Source organism: Phyllobacterium sp. 1468 (assembly GCF_031455525.1).
In the GTDB taxonomy this organism is placed as follows: domain Bacteria; phylum Pseudomonadota; class Alphaproteobacteria; order Rhizobiales; family Rhizobiaceae; genus Phyllobacterium.
On record NZ_JAVDSX010000003.1, the window covers coordinates 537,495 to 557,398 of the forward strand.

Below are 19,904 nucleotides of genomic sequence, written 5' to 3' on the forward strand. Positions count from 1 at the left end.
GATGATATGCGCCCTTCCGCACATAGGGTGCGGGTTTGCAAAAGTCGAGAATTTTGATCGTTATTCCTGCACGTTAATCTTGCCGGAGACGGCCCTGTCCCCTTGAACCAGCGTGTAGTTGAGAGGGGGCATCTTTTTGTCCTTCCCGGAAATGATCCGCACGGAAAAAACGGCACTATTTGCCTGCCGGTCCTTCAGTTTCGACATACCGAACGTAACGATTCCGTCACCCGCGACGAAAATGTCGGTGTTTGGATCATCGGAGGGCAGGTCAACCGTCAGCCTCACACGATCATCATCGCGTATCGCGCTACGCGCCCCGAATGTCGCCGATGCTTCGCCCGGCAGCTGTTCGAAGGCCGAATCTATAAGCGTTTTGGTCAGGGGGTCGGTCGGTTTCGTGTTGTCGACGGTAAAATTAAACTCCGCTTTAACAGGGATGCAGATCGTCTCGCAAATCCCAAGAAATGCGTGGCCCTTCAAATGGGCAGGCTTGGCAGGGTCCGCTAGCATAAGCGTGAGCGGCAGGGAGACTGGTTTCTTGTATCCTGCCCAGTGGGTATTGCCGTCGTCGAAGCGATGCGGCGTTGGAAACGCAAGCGCATAGCTTTTGATATTGGTGCTTCCAGTGAGATCGAGCTCTGGCGGCACACCCGCATCACCAGGTTCTCGCCAATAGGTTTTCCAGCCCGGATCAAGATTAATTTCTATCGCCCCGCGGATTTCGGGCGATGGCTGGGCGGGGTTGTCGATGACGAGCCTGACATTCCCGCCGGGCGTCTTCGTCCATTCGGAATTTGCATGCGCCGGAGCAGCAAACGCAATCACGGCCGCAAAAAAGAGCAGTTGTGTTTTCATTTTTGGACCTTTACAGGCCTTTTGGGCACTATCAAGGATGTGACTGATTTTGCGCATCATTTCTGTGTGAGAAGTAATCCGGTAATGCGTGCGCGGCCGATGGATTTAAGTATCATTTACAATTCGTTACCCAAAGCCGTTGTCATTTACAGAATCCTTGGTACCTTTATTCTCATGGAGATTTTCAGAGACGCCAACAAAGAGACCGGATTTCTGAATGGACAGTTCCTTCTCGCCATGCCGGGAATGGACGACAGCCGGTTTGCGCGTTCGGTCATCTATGTTTGTGCGCATTCTGAAAAGGGCGCTATGGGCCTGATTATCAACCGTGTCCAGGACATGGAGTTTTCGGATATCCTTGTTCAACTCGGCGTTCTCGATGAGCAACAGGCAATCATGATGCCTGAGAGGACGCGTGATTTTCTGGTGCGCAACGGGGGACCGGTCGAAATGCGGCGAGGCTTTGTCCTGCATTCTGATGACTATCTCACCGATTCAACCATGCCGGTCGCAGAAGAAATTTGCCTGACGGGAACTGTGGATATACTGCGGGCCATCTCTGGCGGCCGTGGACCGCGCAAAGCCCTGATGACTTTGGGTTATTCCGGCTGGGCTTCCGGTCAACTCGAGACCGAGATTGCCAATAACGGCTGGCTCACCTGCAAGGCGTCGCAGGAGTTGCTTTTCGATACGGATATCGACAGCAAATACGATCGGATTCTCGCCTATATGGGCGTTGATCCCTCGCGGCTGGCCACTGTCGCCGGCCACGCCTAGGAATAATCCACCCTCAAAGGCCTTATTACGACGCTTTCGACTGCTGGAACTGCTCGCGCAATAGCTTCGTCGCGACGTCCAGGGTGAGCGGCGGGCTGAACATGAAACTTTGCGCATACTCGCATCCCATCTGGCGGAGTTGCAGCGCGTCGCTCTCGTTCTCGATGCCTTCTGTCACAACCGACAATCCCAGATCATGCGCCATGCTGATCATGGAACGAAGCAGTGTCACCTTCTGCGGTTGATCTGCCTTCAGGAAGGACCGGTCAATTTTGATCATGTCGAACGGGAAGGAGGTCAGATAGGACAGCGAAGAATACCCGGTGCCGAAATCATCGAGCGACACACCGACGCCCATCGCCTTGATGCTGGAGAGCACGTAGTTGGAGCGCTCCGGATTCTCCATCATCAGGGATTCCGTGAGTTCCAGTTTCAGGCTCGCGGGCTCGATCTGGGTTTGCAGGAGCACCGACCGGACATCATCGATCAGGTCCTGCCGGATCAGCTGGCTGCTTGAGATATTGACTGAAACAAAGAGAGGCGAGGCGCCGAGATTGCGCTGCCAATTGACGAGGTCTTCCGCCGCTTTCTGCATTGCGAAGAGACCCAGCTGCACGATAAGGCCCGAACTTTCGGCAATCGGAATGAACTCCGACGGCGGAATAGAGCCGCGGCGCGGGTGATCCCAGCGCATCAGGGCTTCAAATCCGGCAATACTGTTGTCTTCCAGACGCATGATCGGCTGATAGGCCATGTGAATTTCGCGTCGTTCGAGCGCGCGGCGCAGATCGGATTCCAGCTGAAGCCGGTCACTGCCCACAGCACGGAAGGCGGGACGGAACGGTTCTATGCGATCGCCACCGAAGCGCTTTGCCTGGAACATGGCCAGCTCGGCATCCTTGACCAGGTCTTCTGGCGAGGCGGCGCTGCCGCTGGTCCACGTAATCAGGCCAAGCGATGCGGTCAGCACGATCTCGCGTTTGGAAAAGGCAATCGGCGCCCGGATAGCCTGTTTCACCGCTTCGGCGAAGGCGGCAATTTTGGCGGGCTCGCTCTCAGAAACGAGAATGAGACCAAATTGATCGGCGGCCAGACGGCTGAGCGTGTCCTGCGGCCGCAACAGGCGGTGCAGACGACGGGAAATGGTTAGAAGAAATGTATCGCCCGCCGACATGCCAAGGCCGTCATTCACCTGCTTGAACCGGTCAATGTCGATAATAAACACGGTCGGGCGGATTCTGCTCTCGGTCTGCGCCATGGTGATGACTGAGCCCAGGCGATCCAGGAAGAGTTCGCGGTTCGGCAGGCCTGTCAGATTATCATGCACAGCATCGTGCAGCAGGCGTTCTTCCGCCTTTTTTTGCTCGGTGACATCGATCAGCGTGCCGACGCACCGGACAATTTCACCATCGGAACCGATGACAGGGCGAGCCTTTAGCGAAAACCAGTAGTAGTGGCCGTCATTGGCGCGCAGGCGGAATGTTTGTGAAATACGGCCACGCCTGTTTTCGAGAATAACGTCCAGGGTGGTGCGGAAGCGATCGCGGTCGTCCGCATGCAGGCTCGGCAACCAGTTGCGCACGGCGCCGTGCAGAGAACTCGCCGAAGCTCCAAGGAAATTGGTAAGGTCCGGCGTGGTAACGACGCGATCACGCGGCACATCCCAATCCCAGACTATATCGCCGGAACCGATAATGGCGAGTGCTTGCCGCTCCACATCGGAAAACAGGCCCTGTTGCAGCGCGCCGCCGGAAAATGCGTGCTGCATGACGGTGAAGCCGATGAGGAGAACGATGAGAACGAGGCCGCCGGCAAGGGCCGGCTGAATGATATCATTAGCCAGAATTCCCGATACGGTGAGCCAGCTGCCCATCAACCAGACGAGCAGAAGGATCCATGTCGGTATCAGCATGATGGCGCGATCATAACTCCGGAAGGAGAAGAAACCGATCAGGACGATGCCCGAAATGATGGTCAGGGCGAAGGAGAAGCGGGCGATACCGGCGGCGATCGGCGGGTCGAATATGGCAACGCCGGAGACGATCCCCAACCCGAGAATCCATGTCAGCGCGCCATAGCTGAAATTGTCATGCCATCGGTTGAGATTGAGATATGTGAAAAGGAAGATCACCAGCGTCGCCGCAAGCGCTACCTCGGTCCCGGCTCGCCACATCTGTTCATTGCCTGGCGTGATCTCTATCAGCTTGTTCCAGAAGCCGAAATCGACGCAAATATAGGCCAGCACCGCCCACGCGAGCGCGGCTGTTGCAGGAAAAAGCGACGTACCCTTGACGACAAACAGAATGGTCAAGAACAACGCGAGCAAGCCAGCGATTCCGAGAAGAATGCCGCGGTAGAGTGTATAGGAATTGACTGTGTCCTTATAGGCATTCGGCTCCCAAACGTACACCTGAGGCAGGTTGGGTGACGCCAGTTCGGCAACAAGCGTGATCACGGCTCCGGGGTTGAGCGTAATCAGGAAAATATCAGCATCTTCGCTGGCTTGCCGGTCCAGCGCGAAACCCTCGCTCGGCGTAATGGATGCGATGCGGGTCGAGCCGAGATCGGGCCAGATGAAACCAGATCCGACGAGGCGAAAGTGTGGCGCTACGATCAGCCGGTCGATCTGCTCGTCCGTCGGGTTGGCAAGGGAAAAGGCGGCCCAGTCGCCGGTAGAACGCTTGTCGTTTGCCTGTACCTCGATGCGGCGAACGATACCGTCGGTACCGGGTGCAGTGGAAATCTGGAAAGTCTCGCCTTGGTTCCGGTACACTTCGACGGCTTTTGACAGATCAAGCGCTGTGCTTTCCTTGGTGATCTTGATTGTCTCGAACGCGTTCGCGGCCGACTGCATCGATATCAACAAAATGACGAGCGCAAAAACCCGCGATAAGCCTTTCAGCATTCGTCCCGTCAATAATTCCACTGATACAACCTTTATTTCCCTAGCGCCGTACATCGCCTTCGATCATCGAGAAGAGCAGATGATCTTGCCACATACCATTTATCTTTAAGTATGAGCGTAGAAGTCCTTCCCTCTGAAATCCGGCTTTTTCGAGAAGGCGGATCGATCTTTCGTTGCTTGGAATACAGGCCGCTTCCAGCCGGTGCAACCTCACCTTGGTAAAAGCATAGGGAATAAGTAGGCCTAGTGCTTCATGCATGAAACCCTGTCCGGCAAACGGCTCGCCGATCCAGTAACCGATCATACCATTCTGACCGACACCACGGCGGATATTGCCGAGCGTAATGCCTCCAAGCAGGCGCGAATCCTTGTTCCGAAATAGAAAGAAGGGATGTGCTGTGCCAGCTGCCGCCTCTTCGTCGTAGTGGCGAATTCTGTGGCGAAAAGCGCCGCGCTCCAGATCGTCGGCCGCCCACAAAGGCTCCCACGGTGAGAGAAACTCTCGACTCTGCGCGCGAAGCGTGGACCACGCGCGGTAATCGGAAAGCTGCGGCGGACGCAGATAGAGCCGCTCGCCCTGCAGGGGCGGCGCAGCGCTTTTCAGGAAGGGCAGGGCGATCATGGCCTTGCCTTGCCGTCAGACCGCGATTTTTCGGGGACTTGCTGTTGCAGAAGTAAGCCCCTGACGGACATCGGCGAATTTCATCAGCGAACCAACCGGACCGACGGCGGCGATGGTCGGCGTCGTATCGAGGAAGAGGCGGCCCGCCAGATCCGTCAGGCGCTCTGTCGTGATCTTCGACAAACGCTCGACCAGTTCTTCGGTCGAGACTGCGTGCCCGTAGAGTAGCATCTGCCGTGCAATCTGTCCGGCCCTGCTCGCGGCACTTTCGTGTGACATCAGCAGACTGGCACGATATTGCGCACGAGCCCGGTTCAACTCTTCCTGACTGGTGTTACGCGCGGCTTCATGCAGCTCATTGATGATGACCGGAACGAGCTTCTTGAGGTGGTTGCGCCCGGTTGCGGCGTGAATTCCAAAAATGCCGGTATCGGAAAAACCCCAGTGGAACGCATAGACCGAATAACACAGTCCGCGTTTCTCACGCACTTCCTGGAAAAGACGGGAAGACATCCCGCCCCCGAGGATCATGGCCAGCAATTGCGAAGCATAGAAATCGCGAACGTGGTAGGCTCGTCCCTCGAAGCCGATGACGACCTGTGCGTCCATCAAGTCGCGTTGCTCGCGGAAATCGCCGCCAACATAATGCGACAGATCGGGTTCAGGTGCTGTCGATTTGGCACGAAAGGAACCGAGACGCTTCTCGACTTCGCGTACGAATTCATCGTGTTTCACACCGCCAGCGGCGACAACGACCATGCGCTCGGCGCTGTATTGTTCATCCATGTAGCGCCGCAGATCGGCCGAAGAAAAGGATTGTACGGTTTCCGGTGTGCCAAGAATTGTCCGGCCGATCGTCTGGTCTTGAAACGCTGCTTCCGTGAAGCGGTCAAAGACCACGTCGTCAGGCGTGTCGTGAGCTGCCCCGATTTCCTGCATGACAACATTTTTTTCGCGCTCAAGTTCGTCGGCGTCGAACTTCGAACCGGTCATGATATCGCTGAGGATATCGATTGCCAGAGGCATGTCGTCTCGCAAGACGCGCGCATAGTACGACGTTGTTTCAACACTGGTGGCCGCGTTGATCTCGCCGCCTACATCTTCAATGTCGGCCGCAATCTTCCAGGCGGAACGATTTTCAGTTCCCTTGAAAGCCATGTGTTCAAGAAGATGAGCAATACCGTGCTGATGGTTGGCTTCATTCCTCGACCCCGCCTTGACCCAGATGCCAAGCGCTACACTCTCCACATGCGGCATTGTCTCTGTCGCAATCGTCAAACCGTTGGAGAGGCGACTGATTTCAACGCCCATTCATTGCTCCTTACCCGCCGCTCTTGAATGTCGGCGCACATACTCTTCCACACTTTTAAGGTCGTTGGGAAGTACCGTGTACTGTTCTTTTCGTTGCATGAGGTCGCCCAGCCAGAGCGGAAGGTCAGGATGAATGCCGCTTGCCGCCTCGACGGCCTCGGGAAATTTTGCCGGATGAGCAGTGGCAAGCACAACGCTTGGCGTTTCCTGCCCGGCCTTCTCCCGCGCAACTTTCAGTCCGATGGCCGAATGCGGATCAAGAAGATAGCCGGACTGCTTCAGGACATTTGCGATGGCCTCGGCCGTTTCCGCCCGGGTGGAGCGCCCCGCCGCAAATTCAGCGCGGATTGCGGCAAGCACAGTGTCGGAAATCGCGAAGCTGCCCGATTGTTTCAACCCACCCATCAATCGGCGCACTGCGCCGGCGTCCCTGCCGTGTGCTTCAAAAAGCAGGCGTTCGAAGTTGGAAGACACCTGTATGTCCATGGAAGGCGATGTCGTGTGGAGTACGCCTCGCGTTTCATAAATTCCCGTTTCGATCGTTCGGGTCAAAATGTCGTTATCGTTGGTCGCAATGATAAGCTGGTCAATCGGAAGGCCCATGCGCTTGGCAACGTAGCCTGCAAAAATATCGCCGAAATTGCCAGTCGGAACGGTGAAGGATACCTGGCGCTCGGGGCTTCCGAGTGAAACCGCAGCCGTGAAATAGTAGACGATCTGCGGCATGATCCGCGCCCAGTTGATCGAATTGACCCCCGATAGAGCGAGGGAATCGCGGAAGGCCAAATCGTTGAACATACCTTTGACCAGCGACTGGCAATCATCGAAATTCCCTTCGACCGCCAGCGCGTGGACATTCGATGCCGCCGATGTAGTCATCTGCCGCTGCTGCACAGGAGAAACCCGGTTGTGCGGAAAGAGGATGAAGATATCCGTGCGGTCCCGATTGGCAAATGCCTCAATGGCTGCTCCGCCCGTATCGCCGGACGTTGCACCGACAATGGTGGCACGCTCATTACGCTTGGTCAGGATGTAATCCATCAGTCGCGCCAGCAGCTGCATCGCCACGTCCTTGAAGGCGAGGGTTGGTCCATGGAAAAGCTCGAGAACAAACTCGTTGTGGCGCGTCTGCACCAACGGGCAGACGGCGTCATGGCGGAATGTACCGTAGGCCTCATGCACCATTTTCTCGAAATCAGCCTGGTCTATGTCGCCGGCGGTAAAAGGCGTCAGCACCTGAATGGCGACTTCGGCATAAGTTTTGCCGCGCAGCGAGCGGATTTCGCTTGCGGAAAACTGTGGAAACTGCTCCGGGAGATAGAGCCCGCCGTCGCGGGCAAGACCGGACAAAAGCGCATCGGAAAAGCCCAAAACCGGCGCTTCTCCCCGGGTACTCACATATTTCATCTCGGTCGCCTCATCTGTTTTGCCCAACAGTGCTGTCACTGCCCTTGTCAAAAAAGGCTGTAATGCCCCGTCGCATTATTTCCTTACCGTTGGTATAGAACACGCTCGTTCGTCAAGGTTCGTTCTTCAAGGAAAGTCTGTTCATGAAGTCAGAAGCACAAAAATCTCTGCCCTTCTATCAACTTTGCGTCCCGGTTTGTGCAATGATCTTTGCTATGGGTCTGGCAGGATGCTCTACCAGCGGCAGCAAGAGCGACGACCCGAATAGTGAGAAGGCGCTTGCCACCGCAGAAGCGCAAAAACGCATAACAGCTTCCGAATTAACAGCGTTCTGTCCCACGGTGACGATCCGCGAAGGGACCTCGGTCCTGACGAACTACGGGAAATCGGACAAGACGCCTGAGAACCTGATCTATCAAGCTTCGATCTCGAACCAAACACGGTCGTGCCAGTCAAGCGACGGTACCATGACCATGAATGTGGCCGTTTCCGGCAAGGTCGTACCCGGTCCGAAATTCACCCCCGGCACAATTACAGTGCCTATCCGCGTCGCGGTCATTCAGGGGACAAATGTGCTGTACTCGACACTGCACAAACAGGCGATTTCCGCTTCGGACGGCAGTGCCGCCACACAGTTCGTTTTCAACGATCCCAATGTGAGTTTCCCAAAGCCAACGGCACAGAACATTCAGGTCTTTATTGGTTTCGACGAAGGGCCTGCAAGCACAGCGTCGAAATCACAGCCGAAAACACAGTGAAGGCTGGCGCCATGCCAGCCTCCTCTAGATACTGATCCCAGTCAGACTGCTTCGGACCACACCGTCATTGCTTCGATAACGGCCGGCAGATCCCGATGACGGCTGATGACTGTTTCGGCACCCGCATCGGTCAGCTTGTCGGCATGGCCGGGATAGGTATGGGCGCCGCCGGTAAAACCAATTACCCGCATGCCCGCAGTCCTTGCAGCGTGAATGCCGTGGCTCGAATCTTCGATAACGATACAGCGCGCCGGATCAACGTTGAATTGCTTTGCTGCGAACAAGAACACGTTTGGATCCGGCTTTGCCTTCTGTGTACCGACTTCGCGCGCCGAGAAGATATGCGGCGCGAAAAGATCATAGAGCGTGCTTTGTTCGAGCATCATCTTCAGTGAAGAGCTGATCGAATTTGAGGCGACGCATTTCTGATATTTCAAAGCTGCGATGACCTCTTCGGCACCCTCGATGACGTTGAGTTCATTGCGCAGCTTGTGGTCCATCTGCCGCGCCGATTCTTCGATCAGCTGGGCCGAAATCGGAATGCCGGATTCCTTTTCCACCTGAAGCAGAATATCCGTCCAGGTCAGCCCGGCAAAGCGTTCGGCGATGTCTTCCGGTTCAATAGGGTAGCCAGACTGGGTCAGCAGCTGAGATTCGACTTCGGCGGCAAGAATTTCTGAATCGACGAGCACGCCATCGCAGTCGAAAATAATAAGCTGAGGTTCCATTAGTCATACCTGTTCGTAAAAGTAGCGCCGCAACAGCAGCGGCTCCGGTCGTTTTGGGGACGTCGGGCATCGACTACACGTTTATGGCCATCGGGTCAAAGACAAGCACCGATTTCGTTCGCGCTTAACGCGATATTTACCGTGTGCGGTAACCATACCGTTATGTAAAGCGTCTCCAGTAATCGAGTATCAAATGTCCGTAGTACGTCTCGTGAATGATCTGCCACAGGCAGCGCCCCAAACCTCCTGGATCGACACCATTCTCAAAGGCGACTGCGTCGCCGCGCTCAACCGTTTGCCCGATCAATCGATCGATATCATCTTCGCCGACCCACCCTACAACCTTCAGCTTGAGGGGGATCTGCATCGCCCGGATCAATCAAAGGTGGACGCGGTCAACGATCATTGGGACCAGTTCGAAAGCTTCCAGGCGTATGACGCGTTTACGCGCGCCTGGCTTCTCGCATGCCGCCGCGTGCTGAAGCCGAACGGTACAATCTGGGTCATAGGCTCCTATCACAATATTTTTCGCGTCGGCGCGACCATGCAGGATCTCGGATTCTGGATGCTCAACGACATCATCTGGCGCAAGAACAACCCGATGCCGAATTTTCGAGGGCGCCGGTTCCAGAACGCCCACGAGACAATGATATGGGCGTCGCGCGATCAGAAATCAAAAGGCTACACGTTCAACTACGAAGCCATGAAGGCTGCCAACGACGATCTTCAGATGCGCTCCGATTGGCTTTTCCCGATTTGCACCGGCTCGGAGCGTCTTAAAGATGAGAATGGCGACAAGATACACCCAACCCAAAAGCCTGAAGCCTTGCTGGCCCGGATTCTCATGGCTTCATCGAAACCAGGGGATGTCATTCTCGATCCGTTCTTTGGATCGGGAACCACCGGTGCCGTCGCCAAACGGCTCGGACGGCATTTTGTCGGCATCGAACGGGAACAGAAATATATCGATGCTGCGACGGCTCGCATCGCTGCGGTGGACCCACTAGCTGGCGCCGACCTCACCGTTATGACCAGTAAACGCGCGGAACCGCGTGTCGCATTCGGCAGCATCATTGAATCCGGTATGTTGAAGCCGGGCGCGGTTCTGAGCGACATTCGCAAGCGCCATGCTGCCATCGTACGTGCAGATGGTACCGTGACGGCGGGCGGTGATGCAGGATCAATCCACCGCATGGGCGCGAAAGCGCAGGGGCTCGATGCCTGCAACGGCTGGACCTTCTGGCACTTCGAAGACGAAGGCGTGCTCAAGCCAATCGACGAGCTGCGCAAACAGGTGCGATCGGGCATGGCTTCCGCAGGCGGCTAGATGATTCATGCGAACGGCCTGCAAATGGCCGTTTTCTGGCCTCTGGCGCTCACGTAGCAGTATGCACGCTACGCTCCGGTGCGCGAAAATCGCCATTTTGGCCGCGTTGTAGAATGAATCTCAATATGCCCGCGGCGCACGTGATGTACGCCTCGGGCATTTCGCTTTTTAGCAGGGATCAGATGCGGATTCCAAGGTTGTTGAGATCGACCTTGAGCGTTTCAGGATCGATGAATTGCACCGATTGCCAACCTGCGGCCTTGGCACCGGCAACGTTCTTGGCGCTGTCGTCGATGAATAGCGTCGCAGAGGCGTCAAGGTCAAAGGTAGCGGCGTGGTGATCGTAGATCGCCTTGTCGGGCTTGATCAGACCGATATCGCCAGAAATCGTAACGCCGCGGCTTTCCGTCAGGAACGGGTATCGCTCCCAGGCCTCGCGTAGGGTGTCCGAGGCGAAATTGGTAAGCATCGTCACATCGTGGCCATCGGCGATCAGCTTGCGCATGATCTCGACGCTGCCATCAATCGAATGCGGAACCATCATGTGCCAGTTCTGCCGGAACGCTCGGATATGGTGCTCGCGGTCGGGAAAATCGGCGATCAGTAGAGCCTCGGCTTCATGCCACTTCCGTCCCCGATCCTGCTCGATATTCCACTCGTGCGTGCAGACATTGTCGAAGAACCATTTACGCTCATGGGCATCGGGAATGACATCCAGGTAGGCGGCATGCGGATCGTAGTGAATAAGAACCATGCCAATGTCGAAAACGATATGCTTGACCTGCGTCATTCTAATTTTTTCTCCTTTTGAACGCATCCGGAATGGCCGCAGCAATGGCCTTTTTCATGACCGTGGGCAAGGCTTCGCCTCCCAATTTATCAACCTTGACCCACCACCCGCCGGCGGCGACGTCTTTTTGTACGTCATGGACTTTGTAGATTTTAAGACGCAATTCGAAATGGGTAAAAACGTGGGTGACGTTGCCAGTGACGATCCAGTCTGCGGGAAAGGGGGCAGCATGCAATTCGGTTTCGCCATTCAGGCGTGCCGTCCATGCTGTCGTCGGAACTTCCGCCATGCCGCCGAGCAATCCCGTCTCTGCACGGCCACGTAAAAACACCTCATCGTTCGAAATAGCCACGAAGGCAGCCCCAACGCGAACAGGCTTCTCTTTCTTGGGTACCTTGACGGGAAAGAATTCCGGATCGGCGGTTAGCAACGCCCGGCAATCGTTGCTAAGCGGGCAAATGACACATGCCGGCCGCCTCGGCGTGCAGATCGTCGCTCCGAGATCCATCATGGCCTGCGCGAAATCCCCTGGTCTCTCATCAGGTGTAAGCCCCTGCATGTACGTGCGAATCTCCGGCTTGGCGAACGGCAGAGGCTTACCGAGAGCGTAGAGCCGCGTGATGACGCGCTCCACATTGCCGTCGACAACGGCCATGGGCAGATCGAATGCGATCGAGGCGATCGCCGCCGCCGTATAATCGCCGATACCGGGCAGCGACTTCAAACTGGCGAGATCGCGCGGAAAATGCCCGCCATATTCTGCACAGATGATATCGGCACATTTCTTCAGGTTTCGCGCGCGCGAATAATAACCAAGGCCAGCCCACGCGCGCAAAACGTCATCCTGGCTCGCGGCAGCCAAATCCACGACTGTCGGCCATTTTTCTATGAAAACGCGGAAATAGGATTTGACGGCTTCGACCGTCGTTTGTTGCAGCATGATTTCGGAAAGCCAAATCCGATAGGGATCGGCAGTTATGCCTGCGAGACGCTCGCGCGGCGAAATGCGCCATGGTAGAGTCCGATGATGGGAATCATACCATAGCAGCAGGCGGGTGGTTATCGGTTGCATCAATTCCAAACTACGCTACACGAAGCCTTGACGGTTCTTATAAAAACGGTTGCAAGCATGAATCTCATAATCATTCGGAACCTTAAATGCTTCCAGATCAATTAGCCAAAGCAGTGATGCTCCCCACGAGGGGGCATTTTATCGGAATCGACCGCAACAATCGTCTCTTTACATTTGTGTTTGCGCTGTTTCCTGGTCTGCTGGCAAGCGGAACTTCCGTGATCTTGGTCTGCGCCTTTTTATGGGCAATCGTCTCACTCGCAGCAAAACGCTTCCGGTTCGAGATGAGCAGAACCGACAAGATCGTCGCCTGGTGTCTGACCTTCTACGTTCTCGTGACCATATTTTCAGTGGTTGTGCATCCCAATGCATCGAAGGGCGTTACTTTCATCTTCAAGATGATTCCCTTCCTTGCGATTTGGGCTGTTCTGCCGCGGCTTCGAGCGAGCCTTCCCGGTCGTCTTGTCCCCTTTTTGATCACCGGTGCCGGCATTGGCATGATCGGTTCGCTTATATTCAGCATCGTCCAGATCGCCTTTCTGTCGCCCCGCGCCGAAGGGGGCGCTGGCAACGCCGCAGTGTTCGGACTGTTTACAGTGTTGTTTGGCAGCATTTCACTGCTCAATGCACATTCAGACAGCAAGGCCGAGCGATTTATTGCAATTGCTGGTTTTGCCTGTGGTCTTGTATGCGCATTTCTGTCCGGTACGCGCTCAGCCTGGCTGGTCATGCCGATAAACTTTGCCATCTTATATTGGTACTTGCGGGGACAAACCCTGCCGACGGTCACCAACGTCGTGAAGGTGGTTGGTACTGTCATAATCGTTGGCGTCATCGCCATTGCGGCAATGAAGGTGACAGAGCGCTATCACGCGCTCGAAAGCGATATCGTGCAGCTGGATCGTCAGCCAGACAGTATCAATTCGCTCAATGCCCGGCTGATGTTGTGGTCGGCCGCCAAGCGGGCTTTTCTGGCATCGCCACTGATCGGCTATGGTCCGCAAAATCGCATGTCCCGGGTCAACGAGATCCTGAATTTGCCTCCTGACAAGAAAATGTCCTTTACTCACGTTCACAACGGTCTTTTGAATGCCGCCGTCGACAGCGGCATATTGGGTGTGCTGTCGGTGGTAGGCCTTCTTGCTGCTCCCATAATCGCCGCACGCAGGAAGGAGCCCGGGCCGGGCAGGGATCTTGCAATCGCTATCTCCCTATTGCTGGTGAGCAGTTATGTGATTACGGGCATGCTGGGTATCATGTTCGGTCATGATGCGACGGACGCGGTTTTCATTTATCTGACGCTGATGATCTGTTGGATATCTGGCACCTCGCCTTATCTGTCGATACCGCAGTTGGCCGCCCAATCCGAAGCCGACAAGCTTGCTTTGAGCGATTTGGACCAAAAGCTTGCCATGGCTAAGAGTGCCTAGAATGATGTTGGGAAATTTATGAAAGCCATTGTTACCGGAGCAGCTGGTTTTATCGGATTTCACGTTGCGCGACGGCTCGCCAGTGAAGGCATTGATGTTATCGGGATCGACAATCTCAACGACTATTATCCCGTGGCGCTCAAGGAAGCCCGGCTCTCAGCGCTGGATGGTCTTTCCAATATCCGTTTTGCTCGTGGCAACATAGCCGATCCCCAAGGGCTTTCCACTGCGATTGACGAGGATATGGACGCCGACATCATCGTTCATCTCGCAGCACAGGCGGGCGTACGCTACTCGGTCGAAAACCCGGCGGCCTATGTCGATGCCAACGTACATGGTCAGGTGACTGTATTCGAGCAGGCGCTGAAAATGCCGAAGCGGCCTCCTGTGGTTTACGCGAGTTCCTCATCGGTCTACGGCGCCAATACCAAGGTGCCGTTCTCCGAAAGCGATCCCGTCGATCATCCTGTCTCGGTCTACGCCGCGACCAAACGCTCGGCAGAGCTTCTTGCTCACTCTTATCGGCACGTACACAGGATTGCTTCGACAGGTCTGCGGTTCTTCACGGTATATGGTCCGTACGGTCGCCCTGACATGGCCCCCTGGCTTTTTACAGATGCGATTTTGCAAGGCAAGCCGATCAAGGTTTACAATCACGGCCACATGCAGCGAGATTTCACGTTCATTGATGACATCGTCAGCGGTGTTTATGGAGCCGTAAATCGTATTCTTGCCCATCCCGAAGCAACCGCGCCAGTCTACAATCTCGGCAACAACAAGCCGGTCGCTTTGATGCGTTTTATCGAAATCATCGAACAGGCCTGTGGTCGAGAGGCGATCAAACAATTTGAACCGATGCCCCCCGCAGATGTTAAATCCACGTATGCGGATATAGACCTTGCATCACGAGACCTTGGTTTTTCGCCTGGCACCAAGCTTGAAGAAGGTATTCCTTTGTTCGTTGAATGGTTCCGCGGCTATAATGGCCGCTGATACTTCTCTCAAACCGGTGCGACAGCCCAATGAGCGATGATCGCAGTAAAAAAGGCTTTCGACCGCTTGCCGACCCAGCTGCAGGAATTCTCGATCCTGTGTTGCGAAAACGCGCGGGGATAACGATCGAACTTGTTCAGGCTTGGGAAGAGGTCGTTGGGCCAGCCCTGGGCGCGCAATCAAGACCGCTGAAACTTCTTTGGCCGCGCCGGGCACATGAAAATGACCCGTTCCAGCCGGCAACCTTGGTCGTCGCTTGTCAAGGTTTTACGGCCATGCGAATTCAACACGAAACGGGCGAAATCATCAGCCGCATCAACGCATTTCTGGGCTTTGCAGCTGTCGGCAGAATCAAGATTGAACAGAAGCCGGTGGAACAGCCGGTTAAAAAACGCCGGGCCCTGCCGCCTGTGGATGCGGCAACAGCCGACAAGATCAGCCGCTCCGTCGAACCGATAGAGGATGATGATCTACGCGAGGCGCTGCAACGGCTGGGGCAGAGTATTCATGCCGACAAGTTGAGACGATAATTTTAATCATATGAATTCATTGATGGCGCATCACGAAAAATTCAAAGACAGAACGCATACTGTGCCTTAAAGAAACTGGCATGAACCACTAACAAGTCAAAGACTTGTAATTGCATAACCAACACCGGAGACAGGTGATCTTATGACTGAATTGCTGACACGCAGAAAAATTCTGACGCTCGCCGCTGTTTCCACGGCCGCCATCGCTATGGCCGCTGGCACAGAGGCTTGGGCACAAGACGCTACTCCTGTCCCAAATGCATCCGATGTAAAGGTTCCGCCAGCAGCAGGGACAGTCGATGAGGCGAAGCTGCTTGCGCCCGGCACCTTGAAGGACATCGTGATGGGCAAGGCCGAAGCGCCCGTGACGATCATTGAATACGCATCAATGACTTGCCCGCACTGCGCGCATTTCTCAACAACGACCCTGCCCACGATCAAGGAAAAATACATCGATACGGGTAAGGCCAAGCTCATCCTGCGCGAATTCCCGTTTGATCCACGCGCCGCGGCTGCCTTCATGCTGGCCCGTTGTGCTCCTGAAGAGCGCTACTACCCGCTGGTCGAGGTTCTGTTCAAACAGCAGGAACAGTGGGCAGGAGCGGCAAATGCAGAAGAACCTTTGCTGCAAATCTCCAAATTGGCTGGTTTTACACAGGAGTCCTTCAAGGCTTGCTTGACGAACCAAAAACTTCTGGATGATGTGAATGCTGTGCGTGAGCGCGGCGCCAATGAATTTGGAGTGAACGCTACTCCAACATTCTTCATCAATGGCACCAGATACTCGGGAGCCCTTTCGGTTGACGAAATGTCAGCGATTATTGACGGACTGCTTAAGTAACCGCCACCCGGTTTCCGGCGGGCGCTTCGTCGCGTCCGCCATCCGATCTTTTGCACGTGCGGTGTTTGTCGGAAAGGGCATCTGATGCGCTTTACCAAGCTCCGCCTGCTCGGCTTCAAATCGTTCGTAGAACCCGCAGAATTCGTCATTGAAAGCGGCTTGACGGGCGTCGTCGGTCCTAATGGCTGCGGCAAGTCCAATCTCGTTGAAGCGCTGCGCTGGGTGATGGGCGAAAGCTCGTACAAGAACATGCGCGCTTCCGGCATGGACGATGTTATCTTTTCCGGATCGGGAACGCGGCCGTCACGAAATACCGCAGAAGTCACGCTCTTCCTGGACAATCAGGACCGTAGCGCGCCGTCCGCATTCAACAATGCCGACGAGCTTCAGGTTTCGAGGCGCATCGAGCGCGAGGCCGGCTCGGTTTATCGCATCAACGGCAAGGATGCGCGCGCCAAGGACGTTCAATTGCTGTTTGCCGATCAGTCGACGGGCGCGCGGTCGCCTTCGATGGTCGGGCAGGGTCGTATCGGCGAGCTCATCCAGGCAAAACCGCAGGCACGTCGGGCTTTACTGGAAGAGGCCGCGGGGATCTCCGGCTTGCATACCCGTCGCCATGAGGCTGAACTGCGTTTACGGGCAGCGGAACAGAACCTTGAGCGGCTCGAGGATGTCGTCGGTGAGCTTGAAACGCAGATCGAAAGCCTGAAGCGGCAGTCGCGTCAGGCCAATCGCTTTAAGAGCCTGTCCGCCGATATACGCCGTTCGGAAGCTATTCTTCTGCATCTGAAATGGTCCGTTGCCAAAGCGCAGGAGGGCGAGGCCCAATCGGCGCTTTCAGCGGCGACGGTTGGCGTCGGCGATCAGGCACAAAAGCAGATGAACGCCGCCAAGGAACAAGCGATCGGCGCACATAAGTTACCCGAGTTGCGCGAGGCGGAGGCCAAGGCGGCGGCGATTTTGCAGCGTTTGACCATAGCGCGGTCGCAGCTCAATGAGGAAGCTGAGCGGATGCGGGCGCGCCAGAACGAACTGGAAAAGCGCCTCGTTCAGTTTACGGCCGATATCGCGCGCGAAGAACAGATGGTGCGCGATAACGCCGATGTGCTGGCACGTCTCGACACAGAGGAACATTCGCTCACCCAAGAAAACGCCAATGCCGGTGAACGCGAGATCGAAACACGTGCAGAATTCGAGCGCGCCGATGCCAAGCTGAAGGAAAGCGAGACCGCACTGGCCAAGGTTACTGCCGAGCGCGCAGAAGCCTCGGCAGAACGTGCGCAGGTTGAGCGGAACCTGCGCGAGAGTGCCGAGCGGCGCGAGCGCCTCATGCGTCAGATGAGCGATGTGGAACGCGACCTGTCGGCCGTCGCGGCCCAAATCGGCGCGCTGGCCGATCCTGTTGAAAAGCAGGGTCTGGTGGAAACCGCTGAAGCAGCACTTGAGCAGGCCGAAGAATCTGCGCTCGCCGCCGAAGCAGCCGTGGAAACCGCGCGCCGGCGGGAGGCGGCGCTTCGCCAGCCGCTGCAGGAAGCGCGCAGCGATCTGGGTCGTATAGAGACGGAAGCAAATACGCTCGCCAAGATGATCAACCTTGGCGGGTCAGACCTTTTTCCGGCGGTCGTGGAGGCGCTGAAAGTCGAGAAGGGTTATGAAGTAGCCCTTGGCGCCGCCTTGGGTGAGGATCTTGACGCACCTACGGACAGAAGCGCTCCTGTCTTCTGGGGTGAAGTAGACGGTTCGGAGGACCCGGCATTGCCGGCAGGTCTTCAATCCCTGGCGGAATTTGTCCGGGCACCGCGCCAACTGACGCGCCGTCTTGCCCAGATCGGTATTGTCTCAGAAGCAGACGGAGTGCGGCTCCAATCTGCGCTGAAACCGGGTCAGCGGCTGGTCAGTCGCGACGGGGCGTTGTGGCGCTGGGATGGCTATACGGCGAGCGCCGACGCACCGACACCTGCCGCTCAACGCCTTGCCCAGAAGAACCGTTTGGCCGAACTCGATCTTGAAGTGGTCGAGGCAACGAAAATTCTGCGTGCTGCAGAAGCTGGGATAGCCGCCGCCGAAGCAGCCGTACGGCAATCCGTTGAATTTGAGCGAACTGCACGCGATCAATGGCGTGGCATGCAGCGTTCCGTCACCGATGCACGCGAAGCCTTGGCTGCTGCCGAACGCGCAGCGGGGCAATTGTCAAGTCGCCGCGCCGCACTCGAAGAGGGCAAAGCCCGCCTTGCCGAAAACCTTGAGGAAACCCAGGAGCAATTCCTGGAGGCGGAAACCCGGCTGTCGGGTGCTGCCGACCTTGATGAAGTCAATGTCCGGCTGGCCAATTTGATGAGCGAAGTGACGCTTGACCGCGCCGCACTGGCGGAAGCCCGCGCGATTCATGATGGTCTGCGCCGCGAAGCCGAAAACCGTATGCGTCGCCTCGAAGCGATTGGTCACGAACGCAAAAGCTGGGTCAACCGCGCTGACAATGCCAACCGCCAGATCACATCGCTTTCCGAACGCCGCCTGGAGGCGGAGCGCGAGGCGGAGAATCTTGCCGACGCGCCTGACGAGCTTGCCGAGCGCAATCGGACCTTGCTTTCGCAATTGTCCGAGGCAGAGGCTCTACGCAAGGACGCAGCCGACAAGCTTGCCGTTGCGGAAAACAGGCAACGGGAATTGGACCAGCTTGCAACCGATGCCATTCAAGCTTTGGCCACAGCGCGCGAAGGCAGGGCGCGCGCCGAAGAACGGCTCGCTGCCGCGCAAGAACGCCGCAAGGATGCCGAAACCCGTATTGCCGAGGCGCTGAATTGCGCCCCGCATGAGGTAATGAAGCTGACGGGGCTCGGCCCTGATGATCCGCTGCCGGATGTCGAGGCAACGGAGCGCAATCTGGAGCGTCTGAAGATCGAGCGCGAACGTCTGGGGGCGGTCAACCTGCGGGCGGAGGAAGAACAAGACGAACTCTCCGCGCGACTTGAGACGATCATCAGCGAGCGCGAGGATATCATCGAGGCGGTCAAGAAATTGCGCCAGGCGATCCAGAGTTTGAACCGGGAGGGACGCGAACGGCTACTGGCCGCGTTCGAAGTGGTCAACGTCCAGTTTCAACGCCTTTTCACACATCTCTTTGGTGGCGGCACCGCAGAGCTGCAATTGATCGAGTCCGACGATCCGCTGGAAGCGGGCCTTGAAATCCTTGCTCGCCCGCCTGGCAAGAAGCCGCAGACGATGACCCTCTTGTCGGGCGGCGAACAGGCGCTGACCGCAATGGCTTTGATCTTTGCGGTGTTCCTCACAAATCCGGCACCGATCTGCGTTCTCGACGAAGTCGATGCGCCGCTGGATGATCATAATGTCGAGCGTTTCTGCAATCTGATGGACGAAATGGCAGCTTCCACGGATACACGGTTTGTCGTCATTACCCACAATCCCATCACCATGGCGCGTATGAACCGTCTCTTCGGCGTGACCATGGCCGAACAGGGCGTGAGCCAGCTGGTCTCCGTCGACCTTCAGACGGCAGAGCAGCTGCGCGAGGCAAGCTGATCGACCGTAAATGAC

General features: G+C 56.3%; 16 protein-coding genes. 8 read left to right on the forward strand and 8 right to left on the reverse strand.

What is annotated here, in order from left to right:
* Positions 1 to 60: 60 nt before the first annotated feature.
* A complete protein-coding gene (locus J2X72_RS11770; protein ID WP_310072089.1) occupies positions 61 to 858 on the reverse strand; it encodes a protein-disulfide reductase DsbD domain-containing protein in 798 nt (265 codons plus the stop codon).
* Positions 859 to 1,032: 174 nt separating this feature from the next.
* Here J2X72_RS11770 and J2X72_RS11775 point away from each other — a divergent pair, with 174 nt between their 5' ends.
* Positions 1,033 to 1,635 (forward strand): YqgE/AlgH family protein, encoded by a 603-nt coding sequence (locus J2X72_RS11775; protein ID WP_114432193.1) that lies wholly within the window; start codon positions 1,033 to 1,035, stop codon positions 1,633 to 1,635.
* Positions 1,636 to 1,660: 25 nt separating this feature from the next.
* Here J2X72_RS11775 and J2X72_RS11780 read toward each other — a convergent pair whose 3' ends face one another.
* The 4 genes from J2X72_RS11780 to thrC are packed head-to-tail and all read right to left on the reverse strand — an operon-like array spanning position 1,661 to position 7,880.
* A complete protein-coding gene (locus J2X72_RS11780) occupies positions 1,661 to 4,540 on the reverse strand; it encodes an EAL domain-containing protein (RefSeq protein WP_405044700.1) in 2,880 nt (959 codons plus the stop codon).
* A 40-nt stretch (positions 4,541 to 4,580) separates the two neighbouring features.
* Positions 4,581 to 5,162: a GNAT family N-acetyltransferase gene (locus tag J2X72_RS11785; protein WP_209997693.1), complete on the reverse strand. Its 582-nt coding sequence runs from the start codon at positions 5,160 to 5,162 to the stop codon at positions 4,581 to 4,583.
* 15 nt (positions 5,163 to 5,177) lie between these two features.
* A complete protein-coding gene (locus J2X72_RS11790) occupies positions 5,178 to 6,473 on the reverse strand; it encodes a pitrilysin family protein (RefSeq protein ID WP_310072095.1) in 1,296 nt (431 codons plus the stop codon).
* The gene (gene thrC / locus J2X72_RS11795; RefSeq protein ID WP_310072097.1) at positions 6,474 to 7,880 is read right to left on the reverse strand and encodes a threonine synthase; all 1,407 of its coding nucleotides are present in this window, start codon (positions 7,878 to 7,880) and stop codon (positions 6,474 to 6,476) included.
* A gap of 143 nt (positions 7,881 to 8,023) precedes the next feature.
* On the opposite strand from thrC, the gene J2X72_RS11800 reads away from it, so the two are divergent.
* Complete coding sequence (locus tag J2X72_RS11800; protein WP_310072098.1) at positions 8,024 to 8,638, forward strand: hypothetical protein; 615 nt, start codon at positions 8,024 to 8,026, stop codon at positions 8,636 to 8,638.
* 41 nt (positions 8,639 to 8,679) lie between these two features.
* On the opposite strand, the gene J2X72_RS11805 is transcribed toward J2X72_RS11800, so the two are convergent.
* Positions 8,680 to 9,366 carry an HAD family phosphatase gene (locus J2X72_RS11805; protein ID WP_310072100.1) on the reverse strand — a complete coding sequence of 229 codons (687 nt, stop codon included), beginning with the start codon at positions 9,364 to 9,366 and terminating at the stop codon, positions 8,680 to 8,682.
* A 193-nt stretch (positions 9,367 to 9,559) separates the two neighbouring features.
* On the opposite strand from J2X72_RS11805, the gene J2X72_RS11810 reads away from it, so the two are divergent.
* The gene (locus tag J2X72_RS11810; RefSeq protein ID WP_310072102.1) at positions 9,560 to 10,693 is read left to right on the forward strand and encodes a site-specific DNA-methyltransferase; all 1,134 of its coding nucleotides are present in this window, start codon (positions 9,560 to 9,562) and stop codon (positions 10,691 to 10,693) included.
* 178 nt (positions 10,694 to 10,871) lie between these two features.
* Here the strand turns inward: J2X72_RS11810 and J2X72_RS11815 are convergent, their stop codons facing one another.
* On the reverse strand, positions 10,872 to 11,483 hold the full coding sequence (locus J2X72_RS11815; protein ID WP_209997685.1) for an HAD family phosphatase: 612 nt from the start codon (positions 11,481 to 11,483) through the stop codon (positions 10,872 to 10,874).
* Position 11,484: 1 nt separating this feature from the next.
* Positions 11,485 to 12,555 (reverse strand): A/G-specific adenine glycosylase, encoded by a 1,071-nt coding sequence (gene mutY, locus J2X72_RS11820; RefSeq protein WP_310072104.1) that lies wholly within the window; start codon positions 12,553 to 12,555, stop codon positions 11,485 to 11,487.
* Between the two features lie 86 nt (positions 12,556 to 12,641).
* On the opposite strand from mutY, the gene J2X72_RS11825 reads away from it, so the two are divergent.
* The 5 genes from J2X72_RS11825 (at position 12,642) to smc (ending at position 19,889) form a co-directional block, all read left to right on the forward strand.
* Positions 12,642 to 13,985, forward strand: coding sequence for an O-antigen ligase family protein (locus J2X72_RS11825; RefSeq protein WP_310072106.1), 1,344 nt, complete (start codon positions 12,642 to 12,644; stop codon positions 13,983 to 13,985).
* Between the two features lie 18 nt (positions 13,986 to 14,003).
* Positions 14,004 to 14,978 carry an NAD-dependent epimerase/dehydratase family protein gene (locus J2X72_RS11830; protein WP_310072108.1) on the forward strand — a complete coding sequence of 325 codons (975 nt, stop codon included), beginning with the start codon at positions 14,004 to 14,006 and terminating at the stop codon, positions 14,976 to 14,978.
* Between the two features lie 29 nt (positions 14,979 to 15,007).
* On the forward strand, positions 15,008 to 15,508 hold the full coding sequence (locus J2X72_RS11835) for a DciA family protein (protein ID WP_310072110.1): 501 nt from the start codon (positions 15,008 to 15,010) through the stop codon (positions 15,506 to 15,508).
* A 142-nt stretch (positions 15,509 to 15,650) separates the two neighbouring features.
* Positions 15,651 to 16,349: a DsbA family protein gene (locus tag J2X72_RS11840; RefSeq protein ID WP_209997680.1), complete on the forward strand. Its 699-nt coding sequence runs from the start codon at positions 15,651 to 15,653 to the stop codon at positions 16,347 to 16,349.
* Between the two features lie 84 nt (positions 16,350 to 16,433).
* A complete protein-coding gene (gene smc / locus J2X72_RS11845) occupies positions 16,434 to 19,889 on the forward strand; it encodes a chromosome segregation protein SMC (protein ID WP_310072112.1) in 3,456 nt (1,151 codons plus the stop codon).
* Positions 19,890 to 19,904: the final 15 nt, after the last annotated feature.

Bases quoted from the DNA above. Each gene is read 5' to 3' on its own strand.
- J2X72_RS11770 (WP_310072089.1), bottom strand. From the start codon at position 858: ATGAAAACACAACTGCTCTTTTTTGCGGCCGTGATTGCGTTTGCTGCT.
- J2X72_RS11775 (WP_114432193.1), top strand. From the start codon at position 1,033: ATGGAGATTTTCAGAGACGCCAACAAAGAGACCGGATTTCTGAATGGA.
- J2X72_RS11780 (WP_405044700.1), bottom strand. From the start codon at position 4,540: ATGCTGAAAGGCTTATCGCGGGTTTTTGCGCTCGTCATTTTGTTGATA.
- J2X72_RS11785 (WP_209997693.1), bottom strand. From the start codon at position 5,162: ATGATCGCCCTGCCCTTCCTGAAAAGCGCTGCGCCGCCCCTGCAGGGC.
- J2X72_RS11790 (WP_310072095.1), bottom strand. From the start codon at position 6,473: ATGGGCGTTGAAATCAGTCGCCTCTCCAACGGTTTGACGATTGCGACA.
- thrC (WP_310072097.1), bottom strand. From the start codon at position 7,880: ATGAAATATGTGAGTACCCGGGGAGAAGCGCCGGTTTTGGGCTTTTCC.
- J2X72_RS11800 (WP_310072098.1), top strand. From the start codon at position 8,024: ATGAAGTCAGAAGCACAAAAATCTCTGCCCTTCTATCAACTTTGCGTC.
- J2X72_RS11805 (WP_310072100.1), bottom strand. From the start codon at position 9,366: ATGGAACCTCAGCTTATTATTTTCGACTGCGATGGCGTGCTCGTCGAT.
- J2X72_RS11810 (WP_310072102.1), top strand. From the start codon at position 9,560: ATGTCCGTAGTACGTCTCGTGAATGATCTGCCACAGGCAGCGCCCCAA.
- J2X72_RS11815 (WP_209997685.1), bottom strand. From the start codon at position 11,483: ATGACGCAGGTCAAGCATATCGTTTTCGACATTGGCATGGTTCTTATT.
- mutY (WP_310072104.1), bottom strand. From the start codon at position 12,555: ATGCAACCGATAACCACCCGCCTGCTGCTATGGTATGATTCCCATCAT.
- J2X72_RS11825 (WP_310072106.1), top strand. From the start codon at position 12,642: ATGCTTCCAGATCAATTAGCCAAAGCAGTGATGCTCCCCACGAGGGGG.
- J2X72_RS11830 (WP_310072108.1), top strand. From the start codon at position 14,004: ATGAAAGCCATTGTTACCGGAGCAGCTGGTTTTATCGGATTTCACGTT.
- J2X72_RS11835 (WP_310072110.1), top strand. From the start codon at position 15,008: ATGAGCGATGATCGCAGTAAAAAAGGCTTTCGACCGCTTGCCGACCCA.
- J2X72_RS11840 (WP_209997680.1), top strand. From the start codon at position 15,651: ATGACTGAATTGCTGACACGCAGAAAAATTCTGACGCTCGCCGCTGTT.
- smc (WP_310072112.1), top strand. From the start codon at position 16,434: ATGCGCTTTACCAAGCTCCGCCTGCTCGGCTTCAAATCGTTCGTAGAA.